Annotated in this window: 12 protein-coding genes; 6 read left to right on the plus strand and 6 right to left on the minus strand. The window is 66.5% G+C overall.

The genetic code is table 11. From position 1 onward, the window contains the following. Nucleotides 1-130 precede the first annotated feature (130 nt). Together PG2093B_RS07830 and PG2093B_RS07835 are read left to right on the plus strand one after the other, a co-directional pair. Nucleotides 131-2,305: a maltotransferase domain-containing protein gene (locus PG2093B_RS07830; protein ID WP_431520221.1), complete on the plus strand. Its 2,175-nt coding sequence runs from the start codon at nucleotides 131-133 to the stop codon at nucleotides 2,303-2,305. A 78-nt stretch (nucleotides 2,306-2,383) separates the two neighbouring features. Then, a complete protein-coding gene (locus tag PG2093B_RS07835) occupies nucleotides 2,384-2,905 on the plus strand; it encodes an inorganic diphosphatase (protein WP_118239681.1) in 522 nt (173 codons plus the stop codon). A 127-nt stretch (nucleotides 2,906-3,032) separates the two neighbouring features. Here the strand turns inward: PG2093B_RS07835 and PG2093B_RS07840 are convergent, their stop codons facing one another. Then, nucleotides 3,033-3,788 carry a transporter gene (locus PG2093B_RS07840; protein WP_129898006.1) on the minus strand — a complete coding sequence of 252 codons (756 nt, stop codon included), beginning with the start codon at nucleotides 3,786-3,788 and terminating at the stop codon, nucleotides 3,033-3,035. 252 nt (nucleotides 3,789-4,040) lie between these two features. Between PG2093B_RS07840 and PG2093B_RS07845 the strand changes: the two genes are divergently transcribed. From PG2093B_RS07845 to valS, 4 genes are all read left to right on the plus strand, one after another. Further along, nucleotides 4,041-4,796 (plus strand): response regulator transcription factor, encoded by a 756-nt coding sequence (locus PG2093B_RS07845; protein WP_338326808.1) that lies wholly within the window; start codon nucleotides 4,041-4,043, stop codon nucleotides 4,794-4,796. 76 nt (nucleotides 4,797-4,872) lie between these two features. Beyond that, a complete protein-coding gene (gene nth / locus PG2093B_RS07850) occupies nucleotides 4,873-5,616 on the plus strand; it encodes an endonuclease III (RefSeq protein WP_129898048.1) in 744 nt (247 codons plus the stop codon). A gap of 11 nt (nucleotides 5,617-5,627) precedes the next feature. Continuing rightward, entirely contained in the window at nucleotides 5,628-7,148 is a 1,521-nt protein-coding gene (locus PG2093B_RS07855) for an ABC transporter substrate-binding protein (protein ID WP_129898007.1), read from the plus strand. Between the two features lie 72 nt (nucleotides 7,149-7,220). Continuing rightward, nucleotides 7,221-9,983: a valine--tRNA ligase gene (valS, locus tag PG2093B_RS07860; protein WP_129898008.1), complete on the plus strand. Its 2,763-nt coding sequence runs from the start codon at nucleotides 7,221-7,223 to the stop codon at nucleotides 9,981-9,983. Nucleotides 9,984-9,993: 10 nt separating this feature from the next. On the opposite strand, the gene PG2093B_RS07865 is transcribed toward valS, so the two are convergent. From PG2093B_RS07865 to PG2093B_RS07885, 5 genes are all read right to left on the minus strand, one after another. After that, complete coding sequence (locus PG2093B_RS07865; RefSeq protein WP_129898009.1) at nucleotides 9,994-12,006, minus strand: tubuliform spidroin; 2,013 nt, start codon at nucleotides 12,004-12,006, stop codon at nucleotides 9,994-9,996. Nucleotides 12,007-12,047: 41 nt separating this feature from the next. Further along, on the minus strand, nucleotides 12,048-12,461 hold the full coding sequence (locus PG2093B_RS07870) for a chorismate mutase (RefSeq protein WP_129898010.1): 414 nt from the start codon (nucleotides 12,459-12,461) through the stop codon (nucleotides 12,048-12,050). 25 nt (nucleotides 12,462-12,486) lie between these two features. Further along, nucleotides 12,487-12,945, minus strand: a complete 459-nt coding sequence (locus PG2093B_RS07875) for an Lrp/AsnC family transcriptional regulator (RefSeq protein WP_431520223.1) — start codon at nucleotides 12,943-12,945, stop codon at nucleotides 12,487-12,489. Nucleotides 12,946-13,144: 199 nt separating this feature from the next. After that, entirely contained in the window at nucleotides 13,145-15,022 is a 1,878-nt protein-coding gene (rho, locus tag PG2093B_RS07880) for a transcription termination factor Rho (RefSeq protein WP_431520224.1), read from the minus strand. 265 nt (nucleotides 15,023-15,287) lie between these two features. After that, the gene (locus PG2093B_RS07885; protein ID WP_101399766.1) at nucleotides 15,288-16,877 is read right to left on the minus strand and encodes an NAD(P)/FAD-dependent oxidoreductase; all 1,590 of its coding nucleotides are present in this window, start codon (nucleotides 16,875-16,877) and stop codon (nucleotides 15,288-15,290) included. Nucleotides 16,878-17,017: the final 140 nt, after the last annotated feature.

The raw sequence follows: 17,017 nt of genomic DNA on the forward strand, positions 1-17,017 counted from the left end.
GACGCACGGGCAGCCCATCCACACGGCGCACTATCGCCGCACCGGTCATCCACATTTCCCACGTATAAAAGCCCGCATATCGGGACCGTTTACGCCTGCGTAACGCCATTCATTCGTTCGTGCCCCTACAATGGCAGCCATGAGAGAAACCACTAGCGCCGAAGAGCGCACTCAGGACCAATCCACCACAGCAACCCGCGCCGCGCGCAAGCCGCGTGCCGCCGCCAAGACCCGCACCAAGACTTCCGCGAAGGCTTCGGGCGCCATGCCACCCACGGTCATCGCCGCCAAAGAGCCGAACCTGTTCGGCCGCGTCAACATCCTCGATGTGCGCCCCGACGCGCAGGACGCCGTGTTCCCCGCCCGCGTGGAGCTCGGCGAACCGTTCACCGTGAGCGCACAGGTGTTCCTCGAAGGTCGCGCCACCGTGCGCGCGACCGCCGTGCTGAAGAACCCGCGCGGCCGCGTGATGGCCCGCGTGCCGATGACCCAGACGAACACCGGGCTCGACATCTGGACCGCCACGCTGCAGGCCGGCTCCCCCACCGACCTGGCGCCGTGGGACGACGGCTTCGCCGACGTGCTCGGCCAGCTCGGCAACTGGAAGGTGGCCATTGAGGGCTGGGCCGACACCTACACCGATTGGGTGCTCGACGCCACCGCCCGCGTGAACGCCGACGCCGGCAGCGCCGACGCCGAAGGCGCGATCGTGCGCGGCTCCGAGATCCTCACGCGCTGGGCCGCCACGCGCGACGCCGGCTTGGACGCCACGCAGCGCAAGGTGCTGCGCGAGACCGCCAAGCAGATGCTCGACGCGACGATCCCCGCCGCCGAACGCCTCGCCATCGCGCAGATCGACGAGATCGAGGCCCTGCACACCACCAACCCGCTGCGCGACGGGCTCACGGCGAGCCGCGACCGCGTGTTCCACGTGGAACGCCCCAAGTCGAGCTTCAGCGCGTGGTACCAGTTCTTCCCGCGCTCCGAAGGCGCGACCGTCAACGAACGCGGCGAGACGACGCCCGGCACGCTGCGCACCGCCGTCAGCGGCCTTGAGCGCGCCAAGAGCGAAGGCTTCACCATCGCGTACCTGCCCGCCGTCTTCCCCATGGACCACAGCGCACCGGACGCGCGCCTGTTCGCGGTGGGCACCGCGGCCGGCGGCCACGACACCGTGGACCCGGAGCTCGGTTCGATGGACGATTTCAAGGCCTTCTGCGCACGCGCGCATGAGCTGGGGATCGAAGTGGCCCTCGGCCTGCCGCTGCGCTGCGCGCCCACCCACCCGTGGGTCGCCGCGCACCCCGAATGGTTCCGCCGCAACGCCGACGGCTCGTTCATGCACGCGCTCGACGCGCAGGGCAACCCCGAACCGTTCTACGAGCTCGACTTCGACAACGACCTGACGGGCCTTGAGCGTGAGGTCGAACGCATCATCGACGTGTGGATCGAGGCCGGCGCGACCGCGTTCCAGATCGATGAGCCGCAGACCGAGCCGGTGCGCTTCTGGCAGGATGTGCTCGCCGCGGTCACGAAGAAGCACCCCGAGGTGCTGTTCCTCGCCGAGGCGTTCAGCCGCCCGGCGCTCGTGCGCGCGCTCGCCTACGCCGGCTTCACGCAGAACCACAGCTATTTCCCGTGGCGCAACACGAAGGAGGAGCTCGAGGCGTTCCTCACCGAAACCAACGGCGAAGGCGGCTTCTACCAGCACAACACGTTCTGGCCCGCCACGCCCGACGTGCTCAGCGATTACCTGCGCGACAACGGCGTGGCCGGCCACGCTGTGCGCGCGGTGCTCGCCGCGATGGGCTCGCCGAGCTGGGGCATCTACAACGGCTACGAGCTGATGGAGAACAACGTGATCGCGGACGGCGCCGCCGCGCTCGGCAATGAGCGCACCGAAGTCCGCGCCCGCGACTGGAGCGGCGCGGTGGAGTACGGCATCGCCGAACTGCTCACCTCGCTCAACCGCATCCGCGCCGCGCACCCGGCCACGCGCAGCTACCACACGCTGACCGTTCTGCCGAGCGCCAACCCGGCGATCGTCGCGTTCGCGCGCCAGACGCCGGCGCAGTACACGGCGGACGGCAAGCCCGACACACTGCTCATCGTGGTCAATCTCGACTGCTACCACGAACAGCAGTCGTCGATCCACGTCGACCTCAACGCGCTTGGCCTGCCGGCCGACCGCACGTACCGCGTGCGCGACCTGCTGACCGACCGCACGTTCGACTGGAGTTGGGACAACTTCGTCTCGCTGGCCCCGTGGGCCGACGTGGCGCACATCCTGAGCGTCGAATACTGATGATCGGCCATACACCGCGCGGCGCACGCGCGGTGTATGGTTGTAGGGGTACCAACTCAACTTGTAAGGAGAATTACCATGGCAGAGACCTTCAACGTCGTTGTGGAGATTCCGCGCGGATCGAAGAACAAGTACGAAGTGGACCAGGCTTCGGGCCGCGTGTTCCTCGACCGTACGCTGTTCACCGCGATGGGCTACCCGGATGACTACGGCTACATCGACGGCACCCTGGGCGAGGACGGCGATCCGCTCGACGCGCTCGTGATGCTCAGCGATTCCGTGTTCCCGGGCTGCATCGTGGAATGCCGCGCCGTCGGCCTGTACCACATGGTCGACGAAGAGGGCGGCGACGACAAGGTGCTGTGCGTGCCGGCCGATGTGCGCTACGACAACATCAAGGACATCGCCGACGTCTCCGAGTACCACAAGGCCGAGATCAAGCACTTCTTCGAGCAGTACAAGGCCCTCGAGCCTGGCAAGGAAGTCATGCCGGGCGACTACTGGGCGGACGCCGCCGCCGCGGAGAAGGAGATCAAGGAATCCCGCGAGCGCCTCGCGCAGAAGCAGGCCGCCGAGCACGACGCGGACCTGAACGACTGACACGCGTTGTGGGGCCCGGCGCACTAGGCCCCACGACCTACCCATAAGGTGAGCCCCGCCGGACCATGCGGTTCGACGGGGCTCATTAAGTTCCTTATCTCGAGAGGCAATCGTCATCTCTGAACGATTACACAAGCCACATTACCAAAGCGGCAATACCAACCAAAGCGCCTGTCAGCATCACGGGCAGCAATCCGAACCCGACCCACGCCGCGCGCGCCCCCGGCAGCGGCTGCGCCTCGCGGTACCACAGGCGTGACACCACGGCGAGCGCCACGGCCCCGGCCACCACGACCACAACACAGACGATGCGCCACACGTCGGCGGCGGAGGCCTCATGGAAGAGCATCGGCAGGAAGCACCAGCCGGACGCGGCGATCGACGCCACGCCGTCGGTGACCATATGCGAGAGCTGCACGATCATGTCGGTGCGCTGCGGCCGCGCCATCTGGCGGATGAACGCCGCGACGACGAGCACGACGAGCAGGCCGGCCACGCCCGCGCACCAAGCGGCCGCGTTGTAATACTGCGCGTTGGCCGTGCCGGCGTGGGGAGCGCCCTGCCGCTCGAACACGAACTGCCCCAACAACGGCGTGGACGCGCACACCATGGCCACGAACCCGAGCACCACGGCGGTCACGCGCCCGGGCACGCCGTCGCGCAACGGGCAGAAGAACGCGAAGAGCACGATGATCGCCGCCACGGCGAACGCGGTGACCGAGAATGTGGACGACGAGACGGCGCCGCTGCCGGGCAGGCAGGCGAACGCTACGAGCACCACGTAGGCGGCCGCCTGCACGGCGAGGGGCCATGTGAAGGGGCGCTGCGGCGCCCGGGCGCGCATGTCGCTGTGCGGCTGGGGAACGGATTGGGCTTCGGTCATGATCGTCACCTTCGAACCTTGGGGCGTTGCCTGCGGCGCTGGGCGCGGCGGCATCCATATGCGCACCACACTAGTCTCGCCCCCTCACAACACCGCCGCCGCCAATCGTCTCGCCCGCGCGTTCTCATCGCGAAATACGGCTGCGCCGATAGACTGTGACCAACTACACTATGGCCGAAGCGGCGTGACGCACACGCCGCCGAGCGCCGCCGCGGGACTGACGCCGAACCGAAACCAAAGGGGTATGACGTGATGGATCTGACCTTGATGACCACTTCCCCCGACCCGGCGACCGTGTTGCCGTCGCTCGCGCTGCTGTCGCACCGTGTGCGCGTGCTGCCGATGGACGCGGCGAGCCTGGTGAAGATGCCCGAACAGACGATCCTGCTGCTCGACAGCCGCGACGACCTGGCGAACGCGAAGACGCTGTGCCGCATGATCCACGCCTCCGGCCTGACCACGCCGATCCTGCTCATCCTGACCGAGGGCGGCTTCACCGTGGTCAATGCGGAGTGGGGTGTGAGCGACGTGATCGTGGCGAGCGCCTCACCCGCCGAGGTGGAAGGCCGCCTGCGCCTTGTCTCGGAGCGCCGCAACACATACACCGTGGCCACGAACGGCACGGCGCAGCAGGCCGACGCGCAGGAGGACGGGCTGATCCGCTCGGGCGAGCTGATCGTGGACACCAACGGCTACACCGCGAACCTGCGTGGCATCCCGATTGACCTGGCCTACAAGGAATTCGAACTGCTCAAATACCTGGTGCAGCATCCGGGCCGCGTGTTCACGCGCGCGCAGCTGCTGCAGGAGGTGTGGGGCTATGACTACTACGGCGGCACGCGCACGGTCGACGTGCACATCCGCCGTCTGCGCGCCAAGCTCGGCGGCGAATACGAGCATGTGATCGGCACGGTGCGCAACGTGGGCTACCGTTTCGACCCACCAGAGAACGACGAGGCGCAGGAGCACGCCAAAGAGGCCGCCGAACATTCCCCCGCCGAGAAATAACACGCCCCGACGGTTGCCGCCCGCAGCACGGCGAGTACGCTTGCAGGCAATGGCGCAAGCTGCGGGAAGGATCATGATGGCAACCGAATCGAAACGCGCGCGCACCGCGCGCATGCACCGCGAATATGCGGCATTGTGCGAGCTCATCCCGGTCGTCGAATGCCAGCTCGACTTCGACTCGCCGTTCCAATTGCTTGTGGCCACCGTGCTGAGCGCGCAGACGACCGACAAGCGCGTCAACCAGGTCACCCCCGAGCTCTTCGCCGCATACGGTTCGCCGCAGGAGCTCGCCGCCGCGGACATCACGGACGTGGAGCGCATCATCCGCCCGTTGGGCTTCTACCGCATGAAGAGCAAGCACATCATCGAACTGGCGCAGGCGCTCGTGGCCACCAACAACGGGCAGGTCGCCGAATCGATGGACGCGCTGACCGCGCTCCCCGGCGTGGGGCGCAAAACCGCGAACGTGGTGCTCGGCAACGCGTTCGGCAAGCCGTCGTTCCCCGTCGACACCCATGTGATCCGCGTGACCGCTCGCCTGCACTGGCGTGACGACTGGATGAAACCGAACGCCTCGCCCGAAGACATCGAGCGTGAGATCACCGCGTGCTTCCCGCCCGAAACATGGACCGACCTGTCCCACCGGCTGATCATCTTCGGCCGTAACATCTGCATGGCGCGCCGCCCGGACTGCACGCGCTGCCCGTTGCGGCGCAGCTGCCCGAGCGCCGCGCACTTCCTGGAGCTCGAAGCCGAGCGCGAGGCCATGGCCGCACGCAAACGCCGCCGGCCGCGCACCGCGGGCCGCCGCGGCCGCTAGACTCGGGTGCCATGACCCATCGCAACCGTTCATCAGTCCGCCCGTGGATCGTCTTCACCGTGGTGCTCGTGGTGCTCGCGCTCGCCGCGGGCGGCGTGTTCCTGCTGCTGCGCCCGCACGGCGGCTCGCCGTTCGGGGGCCGCTCGGGCGCGCACATCACCGTCGGCCTGCGCGACAAGCCGTCGTCGCTCGACATCCGCACGAACAGCGAGCGCGCGGTGGAGCAGGCGCTCGTCGACAACGTGTACCAGACGCTCGTCACCATGGACGGCGAGCGCGCAATCAGCGCGAACGTGGCCGCGCGCTGGAGCGAGTCGACCGATGGCCTGCGCTACTCCTTCCAGCTGCGCGAAGGCGCCACGTTCGCCGACGGCAGTCCGCTCAACGCGAGCGCCGTCGTCGCCTCGCTGCAGCGCACGATTCAAGACAGGCAGGTGGGCGCGGACGACATGGCGCATGTGGCGGGCGTGGAGAACCCCGACGAGACGACCGTCGTGATCACGCTGCACGAGCCGAACCCGCGCCTGCTTGAGGCGCTCGCCGGCCGTGCGGGCGTCATCGTCAACCCGAACGCGCACGACGCCGATTTCGCGCACGCGTCGTATGGCTCGGGCCCGTTCACCGTCAGCTCGTTCACCGGTGACACGATCGAACTGGCGCGCAACGAGCGTTATTGGCAGGACAAGCCGGCGTTGGCGCGCGTGACGCTGCGGTACATGCCGAGCGACGAGGCGCTCGTGGGCGGCATGCGCGACGGCTCGCTCGACGTGGCGCTGCCGCAGGGCGCGCAGGCGGCGAGTGAGATCGCGAAGATCGACGGCGTGCAGGTGAGCGACGGCATCAGCACGCGCAAGACGCTCGTGGCGTTCAACAATGCGGGCAGCAGCCCGTTCTCCGACGAACAGGTGCGCCAGTTCACGCGCTTCGCGATTGACGCGGCGCAGATCGCGCGCGCGCAGCCGGATGCGAAAGCGCAGTTGAGCGGCCCGATCTCGCAGCTGCAGCCCGGATATGAGGACCTCAACGCGCTGTTCCCCTTCGACCTGGAGCGCGCGCAGTCGATGCGCTGGTATTTCGCAGCCGGCTATTTCGCGCCGTTCACACTGCTCGCCGACGAGGCGCACCGCGATCTGGCGCAGCGGATCGTGGACGAGATGGCGGCGATCCCGATGCCGGTCACACTCGAAGTGGTCGATTCGGCCACGCTCGCCTCGCGCGTGGAGGCGGGTGACTATACATGCGCATTGATCGAGATGGACGACCCGCACGACTACACGCGGTTCGTGGACGGCAGCGCGATGTTCGGCTACCAGAACGGCGCCGCACAGGAACAGTACGCGAAGGCGCTCGCGCAGACCGACTTCGTGTCGTACCGCGAACAGCTGCGCGCATTCGACCGGATCGTGAGCCAGGACGCGGCGAGCGCATGGCTGTACACGGGCAAGGACGTGATGGCGGCACGGTCGCATGTGCAGGGCCTGCCGGTTGATCTGACGAGCTGGCGCCTGCCGCTCGCGCATGTGCGCGCGTAGGCGGTTCGCGCGGTTTTTCTAGAGCGGAACGCGCGCGCGGTGATGTCACAGTCGCTTTTTAGACTGACGGGTATGACTGATAGCGAAGACATCTCCATCAGCGCCAATCTCACCCCCCTGCCCGACCGTGTGGGCGTGGACGGGCTTGAATCCAAGTGGCGCGACGTCTGGGACACCGACGGCACCTATACATTCGACAATCCGGGCGAGCGCAGCGCCGTCTACTCGATCGACACCCCTCCGCCCACCGTGTCCGGTTCGCTGCACGTGGGCCATGTGTTCTCGTACACGCACACCGACATCATCGCGCGCTTCAAGCGCATGAACGGCTTCCACGTGTTCTACCCGATGGGCTGGGACGACAACGGCCTGCCCACCGAGCGACGCGTGCAGAACTACTACGGCGTGCGCGTGGACACCTCGCTCAAGTACGACCCCGACTTCAAGCCGCCGTTCGAAGGCACCGAGGGCAAGAAGATCCAGGCCAAGGACCAGGTGCCGATCTCACGCCGCAACTTCATCGAACTGTGCGAGAAGCTCACCGCGCAGGACGAGGAGCGTTTCGAGGAGCTCTGGCGCGAACTCGGCCTGTCGATCGACTGGTCGCGCACCTACCACACGATCGGCGACCACGCGCAGCGCGTGGCGCAGAAGGCGTTCCTGCACAATCTGGAGCGCGGCGAGGCGTACCAGCAGGACGCGCCGGGCCTGTGGGACGTGACGTTCCAAACGGCCGTGGCGCAGGCGGAGCTCGAATCGCGTGAATACCCGGGCTTCTACCACCGCATCGCGTTCAGCTTCGAAGACGATTCGCCGATCTACATCGAGACGACGCGCCCCGAACTGCTGCCCGCGTGCGTGGCGCTCATCGCGCACCCCGACGACGAACGGTACAAGCCGTACTTCGGCAAGATGGTCACGTCGCCACTGTTCAACGTGCGCGTGCCGATCCTGGCGCACCCGGCGGCCGAGATGGACAAGGGCGCCGGCATCGCCATGTGCTGCACCTTCGGCGACCAGACCGACGTGGAATGGTGGCGCGACCTGCACCTGCCGCTGCGTTCGATCATCCAGCGCAACGGCCGCATCGTCATGGACATGCCCGACTGGATCACCGACGAGGATGGCAAGGCGCTCTTCGAGCAGATCGAAGGCAAGACCACGTTCTCCGCGCGCAAGATCGTGGTGGACGCGCTGCGTGAGTCCGGCGACATGGACGGCGAGCCCAAGCCGACGACGCGTATGACGAACTTCTACGAGAAGGGAGACAAGCCGCTCGAGATCGTCACGTCACGCCAGTGGTACCTGCAGAACGGCGGCACCAACAAGGCGCTCAACGCCAAGCTCATCGAGCGCGGCAAGGAGCTCGCCTTCCACCCCGACTTCATGCGCGTGCGCTACGAGAACTGGGTGCACGGCCTCAACGGCGACTGGCTCATCTCGCGCCAGCGCTTCTTCGGCGTGCCGTTCCCGTTGTGGTACCCGCTCAACGCGGACGGCGAACCGGATTACGAGAACCCGATCACGCCGAGCGAAGACGTGCTGCCGATCGACCCGACGACCGACGTGCCGGCCGGATACACCGAGGAGCAGCGCAACCAGCCTGGCGGCTTCATGGCCGAACCGGACATCATGGACACGTGGGCCACGTCGTCGCTCACCCCGCAGATCGTGACCGGCTGGGGCGAAGCCGGCGAAGACAACGAGGCGCTGTTCGCCTCCACGTTCCCGATGGACCTGCGCCCCCAGGGCCAGGACATCATCCGCACATGGCTGTTCAGCACGATCGACCGCGCGCAGCTCGAGAACGACTGCCTGCCGTGGGCCAACGCCACGCTTTCCGGCTGGATCCTCGACCCTGACCACAAGAAGATGTCGAAGTCCAAGGGCAACGTGGTGGTGCCGAACGAGCCGATCGAGAAGTACGGCGCCGACGCCGTGCGCTACTGGGCCGCGTCCGCGCGCCTGGGCCTCGACGCCACGTACGACGAAGGCCAGATGAAGATCGGCCGCAGACTCGCGATCAAGCTGCTCAACGCCACGAAGTTCGCGCTCGCAATCGGCCGTGAGGACGACCAGCACCATGTGGCGCAAGGGGCCACGGCCACGTGGCGTCCGCAGGACGTGACCGAGCCGCTCGACCGCGCCGCCATGGCCAAGATGTCGCTCGTGGTCAAGCAGGCCACCGATTACCTCAACAACTACGAGCACTCCAAGGCGCTCGAGGTCATCGAGAACTACTTCTGGCAGTTCTGCGACGACTACATCGAGCTCGTCAAGAACCGTGCCTACGGCACGGCCGACGCCAACGGCAACACGCCGAGCGAGGCGGCGGTGCTCTCGGCACGCACCGCGCTCGGCCTGGGCCTCGACGCGTTCGCGCGCCTGCTCGCCCCGTACCTGCCGTATTCCACCGAAGAGGTGTGGAGCTGGATGCACGCCGGCGAAGGCTCGGTGCACACCGCACCGTGGCCGAAGCCGCTCCCCTACGCCACGGCCGCGTTCAACGTCTCGCCGGACATCCTGGCGCATGCGGGCGCCACGCTCGCCGCGCTGCGCGGCATCAAGTCGAAGGCCAAGGTCTCGATGAAGACGCCGATCGAACGCGTGCGCCTCGCCGTGAGCGACGACGTGCGCGCCTCGATCCGCGCGGCCCTGAGCGACATCGCCGAAGCCGGCCGTGTGATCGGCGACTTCTCGCTCGAACGCGCGATCGAAGTGGTCAACACGCTGCAGTCCAACGGCGAGGAGACTGAAGGCGACGAGTCCGAGACGATCGTGGTGGCCGAAAGCGAGCTCGGTGAGCCGCCGGCCAAGAAGCCGAAGGCCAAGTAATATATGGCCGCTACCGCGTTGGGTTCGTGACCATCACAAAGCGCGAATCCAACGCGGAGGCCTCACCCGCCTGCATCACACCGGATGCGGCCATCCGTTTGCCGAGCTCACCGCGTGAGCTCATCGCATCGGCCGCGGCATGCAACGCCGGGGCCATGGATCCCAACTGCACGGTCTCATCGATGAGCCGCTGCGAATCGGGCACAATCAACTGGTGGTTCGCCAACCCGGAGATACCCAGCTGCGTGGCGAGCCGTTCACTTTCGGGAATCGCCGATTGGGCGCTGTGCCGCCCGGTGCCGCCGCTGCCCTGGCTGGATGCTGCGCCGCCACCGCCCAGTGATTTGGTGACCGAACCCGCATATTTCGCCACGTCGGCCGAAGCGTCGTCATTCGATGCGCTGACGAGCGTCGACATGTCATCGCCGCCGTTCGCCGAACGCGCCTTCTGCTCCTCGGCGCGCGCCTCGGCGATGCGCTTGGCGCGCAGCATCTCGGCACGGCCGCCGATCGAATAGGTGTACCAGTCGCGGTACGCCTGCTGGGCGAGCGGCGAATGCCGCAACGCCGGCTGCATCTCGTTGATCGGCTCCACGCCGTCTGTGCCGGCCGAATCGCCGCCGAACCTCCCGGAGAACCGCAGCAAAATCTGCCGTGCGGCACTGCCGGCGCCGGTGTGCTCGCGCGCGGACGCCAAGGTCGCCATCGCCGCGTTCACGTCCTGCATGTCGCCGCTCAGCGTGGGGTCGGTGGTGTTGTCCGCGTTCGTCTGTTCGATCGCCTGCTGCTCGAACTGCGCGGCGGCGCCCACATTGCCGCCCGCGAGTGTGTCGAGATGCGCGGTGTAGGCGTCTGTATACGCCATGGAATACGGGATCATGGCCTGCGACAGCTGCGACTGGCCCGCACTGTACTCTTTGGCGCCGATGCGCGTCTGCTCGCCCGCGGTCTTCTTGAGCTCCTCGGCGAGCCCTTGCGTGCCCTGCTGGCGGATGCGCTGGATGATCCGGTCCACCTCGTCCGCGGCGCCGGTGTGCTGGTGCGCGTCGCTCAGCTCGTTGACCGCCGTGGCCAGTCCGGTGACCGCATGCTCAAGGGGCGTGTCCCCCTTGAGCTCCCCCGCGGTGCCCATGAGCGCGCTGAGCTGCGTTGTGGTGCCGATTGATCCGGACAGATGGGTGGTGTACGACCCCACATACGCGGCCATGTAATCATGGAACGCGCGTTGGTGGCTTGCGGTGCGCTCCGCAATCGCCGACTTGGCGAGCGCCCGCTCCTGGTCGCGCAGTGTGGTGAGGGTGGCGATGAGTTCGGCGTGTGCGCCGTTGGCGGCCTGTGCGCTGGCGTCGTCGTCGATGGACGAGGTCAGCCGCCCCGACTGGTCGGCGAGCGTGCGCAGGGCGCTGGCGTAATGGTCAGGCGTGTCCGCGGAAAGCGCGGCGAGCGCCACCGGGCTCATCGAAAACCGCTTGGCGTCGGCGTATACGCGGAAATCGACGGCTTCGCTGGGATTCGCGGTGGCCGCCACCACGGTGCTCTGCCCCGATTGGGTGAGCGAGACGCCCTCATCCGCGCTGATGTCGGTGCAGTCGCGTGTGGGGATGGTGAACACCACCACGGGGCGCAATTGCCGCGCGAAACGCTGCATGTCGCCCTGTGCCAGATTGTTGGGCTGTATGTGCACATGGACGCCGACCATGCCCTTCGCCCCACGCACCTGCGCGCCGGTGGCGCTCGGCCCGTCGAGCGTGTAGTCCACGCTCACATCCCACGGCAGGGCGGCGTTGGTCGCGATGTGGGTGATCCCGTTGCCGCCTTCGCGCGGGGCGATGTAGAACCGGCGGGCGTCGATCACTTCGAGGGTGGTGAACACATCGTGCCCCACGAATCGTGCGGCGGCGTCCTGCGCCGCCACCTGCTGCCCCGGCGATGGCGTGGCGGCCGATGCGGGCATCGCGGGTGTGATCGCCGCGAGCGCCACAACCAGTGTGGCGCCACAGATGTGGCGCAGACTCCTGTGCACGGTGTGGTTCTCCGTTCCTGTGGTGGGTTTCCTGTCGGTGGCTATGCGAAGATGTCGAGCACGCCCGGGTCGTCGCCGGAGTCCGCGATGCGCTTGTGGCGTTTCTTGGCTTCGGTCACCACGAATTCCTTGTACATGAGCGCGATCTGCGGGTCGAGCCCGGCGCCTTGCGCGATCTGCTGCAGGCGTTCGAGCTGGTATTCCTCGCGTGTGTAGTCGGCCGGGGCGAACCCGGCTTCGGCCTTGAGCACCCCCACTTGCGTCGTGGCCTTGAACCGTTCGGCGAGCAACGCCACTATGGCCATGTCGATGTTGTCGATGGATTGGCGCAGCACTTCGATGCGCTGCACAATCTGCTTGGTCTCGGCGTCGCGCCAGTCGCCTTCGGAATCGATGACCGTTTCGCCGTCCGCGCGCGCAGCGGAACGCTGCGGTTCATGGTGTTCAGTAGTCATGGTGTTGAGCATACCGCGGCGGGGTTCACTTCGCGAAATAGCGGCGTAACACCATCGTCGTGTCGGTGCTGACCGGCACCGCTGCGTGGATTGTATTGAGCAGCGTCTCCAGTTCGTGCGTCGACGCCACGCGCACCATGAGCAGGTAGCTCGATGAGCCGGAGACGGCGTCGCACGAGATGATGCCGTCCACGTCGCGCAGCCGGTCGGGGATCAGCGACGCCTCGGTGTAGTCGAGCGGGGTGAGCGAGATGTATGCGCTCACCGGCTGGCCGCTTTTCTCAGGGTCGAGGATCGCCTTGTACCCGGTGATGACGCCTTTGTGCTCGAGTTTCTGCACGCGCGACTGCGTGGCGGACACGGAGAGCGAGGCTGCCGTGGCGAGTTGCGCAAGCGTCATGCGGCCATCATGTTCGAGTGATTCGAGGATGATGCGGTCCTTGTCGTCTAACGCACACGCATCGCTTTCATGGTCCGTCATCATGCACACGCCTTCCAGAATGACCTCGTCAAATCCTCTATCCACAATAGGCGTGTGCGGACGGTTCGCCCTACGCCATGGGCCGATACGCCGAGCGCCCAAATGCAGGAGGAGCGGGCGCAAAGCGTCTCTCACCATGCATGAAGGGGGCGCTTCCCGTGGTGTAGGGAAGCGCCCCCCTCATGCTGTGCGCGTGCGCGGATCAGTGGTCGGCGTTGCCGTTGATCGCGCCGCCGCCCTGCTGCAGGATCGCACCGAAGAAGTCGTGGTTCGTCATCGTCTTCTTGAGGCGCGGCACGAGCGTCTGGTACGCCTGTTCGGGCTCAAGGCCGCCGAGCAGACGGCGCAGGCGGTAGATCACCGGCAGTTCGTGCGGGTCGGTGATCAGCTCTTCGCGGCGTGTGCCCGAAGCGTTGATGTCGACGGCCGGGAACATGCGCTTGTCGGCGAGCTCGCGGCTCAGGCGCAGTTCCATGTTGCCGGTGCCCTTGAACTCCTCGAAGATCACTTCGTCCATCTTCGAGCCGGTCTCCACAAGCGCCGACGAGATGATCGTGAGCGAACCGCCGTTTTCGATGTTGCGGGCGGCGCCGAAGAACTTCTTCGGCGGGTAGAGCGCCTGCGCGTCCACACCACCCGAAAGGATGCGTCCCGAAGCCGGCGCCGCGATGTTGTAGGCGCGGGCCAGTCGCGTCATCGAGTCGAGCAGCACGACCACGTCCTGCCCCAGTTCCACCAGGCGCTTGGCGCGCTCGATCGCGAGCTCGGCCACCGTCGTGTGGTCGGAGGCCGGGCGGTCGAATGTCGACGAGATGACCTCGCCCTGCACGGTGCGCTCCATGTCGGTGACCTCTTCGGGGCGCTCGTCCACGAGCACGACCATCAGGTACACCTCGGGGTTGTTCGTGGCGATCGCGTTCGCGATGTTCTGCAAGGTGATCGTCTTGCCGGCCTTCGGCGGCGAGACGATCAGGCCGCGCTGGCCCTTGCCGATCGGCGCGACGATGTCGATCAGACGGCCGGTCAGGCGGTTCGGCGTCGTCTCCTGGCGCAGGCGCTCGTTCGGGTAGAGCGGTGTGAGCTTGCTGAACTGCGGGCGGCGCGAGGCCTCCTCCACGCTCATGCCGTTGATCGAGTCGATCGACTGCAGCGGCACGAACTTCTGGCGCTGGTTGCGGCGGTCGCCTTCGTGCGGTGTGCGGATCGAGCCCTTGACGGCGTCGCCCTTGCGCAGGCCGTATTTCTTGATCTGCCCCATCGAGACATACACGTCGTTGGGGCCGGGCAGATAGCCGGATGTGCGGATGAACGCGTACGAATCGAGCACGTCGACGATGCCGGCCACGGGCACCAAGTCCGCGGGCTGCTCCTCGCGCTTGTCGTTGTCGCGGTTCTTGTTGCGGCGGTTGTTGCGCTCATTGTTGCGCTCGTTGCGCTCATTGTTCGCGCGGTTGCGGCCGCGGTGCGGCGCCTCGGCGCGCGTGTTCGACGATTCGTGATCGGCGTTCTTGTGCACGGGCAGCGAGTCGAGGATCTCGTCGAGGTCCTGCGGCACCTCGTGCGGCTCGGCGCGGCGGTGGCGCGGCTGCTCGTCCATGTCGGCGGCGTGGCGGCCGCGGCGCGGGCGGGGTTCGGCATTGCGGCGGCCCTGCTTCTGGCCGTCGCCGTGCAGGTCGAGTGTGCTGAGCAGGTCATCGGCGGCCTTGCTCGCGGCCTCGTCGTCGGTGTGGCCGGTGGCCGGCGCCTCCGCACCGCGGCGCTTGCGCACGCGGCGTGCGGTGACCTTCATCTCCATGTTGCTCTGCGGGGCCGGCGACTCATCCTGGGCCGGCTCCTGTGTGGCGGCCTGTGCCTTGGGCGCGGGCTGCCGCTCCTCCGCGGCCGGCGCAGGCTGTTCCTGCTTCTTGGGCCCCTGGGCGGCGGCGCCCTCGGCCTTGGGGGCGCGCACGGTCACTCCGGCCGGGGCTTCGCCGCCACTGCGGGCGGCCTGCAGCGTTGCAATCAAATCGCCCTTGCGCATGGTGGAGACGCCCCGCAGGCCCAGTTGCTTGGCCAGCTCTTTGAGCTCCGGGAGTTTCATCTCGTCTAGGTTTGAGGTTGTTGCCAATTGAGTTGTGCCTTTCTTTGGCCATGCATGGAGATCGCCATGGCTGAGCAAAGAGTTGTACGAACAAGCATCAGACGATGCCGTCGTCAATTTGGGGAATGTCCGTCATTGTTCCGCCGGACGTCCCTACTGTACAACGGAACGGCGACTGTACGGCGCGCTATGCCCGCCGTACGAGCGGCGTGCGGGGCCTTCCTCCCCATGGAGGCCCCGCGCCGCCGGCCGCCGGTTTATGGGTTTATTTGGATTCGTGGTAGGACTTTTCGGTGTTGACGGACCACACGTTCCTCTTCGAGGTACGGTGTTCCTTGATGTTGCCCACCGCTTCGATGGCGGTGGCCATCGAATGGTCCATGTTGTTGTAACGGTGCTGGCCATTGCGGCCCACACAATACAGGTTGCCGAAGGAATCGAGGTATTCCACGAGTTCCGGCATCTGGTCGTAGGTGTCGAAATAGGCCGGGTAGGCCTTCTTGACACGTTCGCGGTGCGCATCGAGCACTTCGTGGGCGCCGTTGATCACACCCATGCGGGTGAGCTCCTTGATGGCGAAGCGCGTGGCCTCCTCGTCGGTCATGTTCCAGAAGTCGTCGCCTTCCTCGCAGAAGTATTCGAGGCCGATCCACACGGTGTCGTCGACGTCCTTGACGAGGTACGGGCTCCAGTTGTTGAAGATCTGCAGGCGCCCCACCTTGTAGCCCGGGTCCTGCACATAGATCCAGCAGTCCGGCACGATCGGCGGGTTGCCGAGCGTGGGGATGTCGGTCGTGTTCTTGAGCTTGAGGCGCTTGACGAGGATGCCCACCGTCACGAAGTCGCGGTATGGCAGGCCCTTGGCCACGGCCACCATGTCCCGCGGCGCCGGGTCCTGCTCGGTGTCGAGCGCTTCCACAAGGTCCTTCACCGGCATCGACGAGATGAACTGGTCGGCCTTGAGCGTGGTGCGCTTGCCTTCGGCGTCTTCGTATTCGACCGAGGCGATCGCGCCGTTCTCGCGGTGGATCGCCACCACCTTGGCGCCGGTGAGCACGGTCACGCCAGCGTCCACACAGTTCTGTTCGACGGTCTCCCACAGCTGGCCGGGGCCGAGCTTGGGGTACCAGAACTCCTCGATGAGCGACGTCTCCACTTCGGCGTTGCTGCGCTTCTTCGGCAGCAGCTTCTGCACGGCGTTCTTCAGCACGCCCATGATGCTCAGGCCCTTGACGCGCTGCGAGCCCCAGTCCGCCGAGATCTCGGAGGGGTGGCGTCCCCATAGCTTCTCGGTATAGCCCTCGAAGAACATCGAATAGAGCTTGCGGCCGAAGCGGTTGATGTAGAAGTTCTCCAGATTGTCTTCCGGCAGCTTGTGGAACACGGACTTGAGGTACGAGAACCCGGCTTCCACCGTGATGCGCGGGCCCATCGCCTTGAGCGTGGACGCGGAGAGCGAAATCGGGTAGTCGAAGAAATGCTTGTTCCAGAAGATGCGCGAGACACGGTGGCGCTTGAGCATCACCTTGTCGGTCTTCTCCGGGTCCGGGCCGCCCGGTTCGAGCTCATGGCTGCGGCCCAGCTTCTTGTCGTCGTACGACGGCGCGCCCTGCAGCGGCAGCGTCTGCGCCCACCACTGCATGATGCGGTCGTCCTTCGAGAAGAAGCGGTGGCCGCCGATGTCCATGCGGTTGCCATTGTGGCGTACGGTGCGCGCGATGCCGCCGAACTCCTGGCTTTCCTCGAGCACCGTCACGTCGTAGCGCGCGTCGCCGCCATCCTTGATCAGTTCCCAAGCGGCAGTCAGCCCGGCGGGGCCACCGCCGATGATGACTACGGATTCCTTGTCAGACACGCTGTTGCACTCCTTTAGGTTCACAGTGGCCGCCGGCGGCCTATGGTCATGGTCACCATGGTGATATACGGGGATTGCCGGCGAACCTGGCTTGAAAACGCCACACAAGACGGCGCATCGTTGGATTTCACCTTACGATT

The sequence above is a fragment of the Bifidobacterium pseudolongum subsp. globosum genome, from assembly GCF_004155535.1.
In the GTDB taxonomy this organism is placed as follows: domain Bacteria; phylum Actinomycetota; class Actinomycetes; order Actinomycetales; family Bifidobacteriaceae; genus Bifidobacterium; species Bifidobacterium pseudolongum_C.

Excerpts from the sequence above, each read along its gene's own strand:
- nth (WP_129898048.1), top strand. The coding sequence starts at position 4,873 with ATGGCAACCGAATCGAAACGCGCGCGCACCGCGCGCATGCACCGCGAA.
- PG2093B_RS07830 (WP_431520221.1), top strand. The coding sequence starts at position 131 with ATGGCAGCCATGAGAGAAACCACTAGCGCCGAAGAGCGCACTCAGGAC.
- PG2093B_RS07855 (WP_129898007.1), top strand. The coding sequence starts at position 5,628 with ATGACCCATCGCAACCGTTCATCAGTCCGCCCGTGGATCGTCTTCACC.
- PG2093B_RS07840 (WP_129898006.1), bottom strand. The coding sequence starts at position 3,788 with ATGACCGAAGCCCAATCCGTTCCCCAGCCGCACAGCGACATGCGCGCC.
- PG2093B_RS07835 (WP_118239681.1), top strand. The coding sequence starts at position 2,384 with ATGGCAGAGACCTTCAACGTCGTTGTGGAGATTCCGCGCGGATCGAAG.
- valS (WP_129898008.1), top strand. The coding sequence starts at position 7,221 with ATGACTGATAGCGAAGACATCTCCATCAGCGCCAATCTCACCCCCCTG.
- PG2093B_RS07870 (WP_129898010.1), bottom strand. The coding sequence starts at position 12,461 with ATGACTACTGAACACCATGAACCGCAGCGTTCCGCTGCGCGCGCGGAC.
- PG2093B_RS07845 (WP_338326808.1), top strand. The coding sequence starts at position 4,041 with ATGGATCTGACCTTGATGACCACTTCCCCCGACCCGGCGACCGTGTTG.
- rho (WP_431520224.1), bottom strand. The coding sequence starts at position 15,022 with ATGAAACTCCCGGAGCTCAAAGAGCTGGCCAAGCAACTGGGCCTGCGG.
- PG2093B_RS07875 (WP_431520223.1), bottom strand. The coding sequence starts at position 12,945 with ATGATGACGGACCATGAAAGCGATGCGTGTGCGTTAGACGACAAGGAC.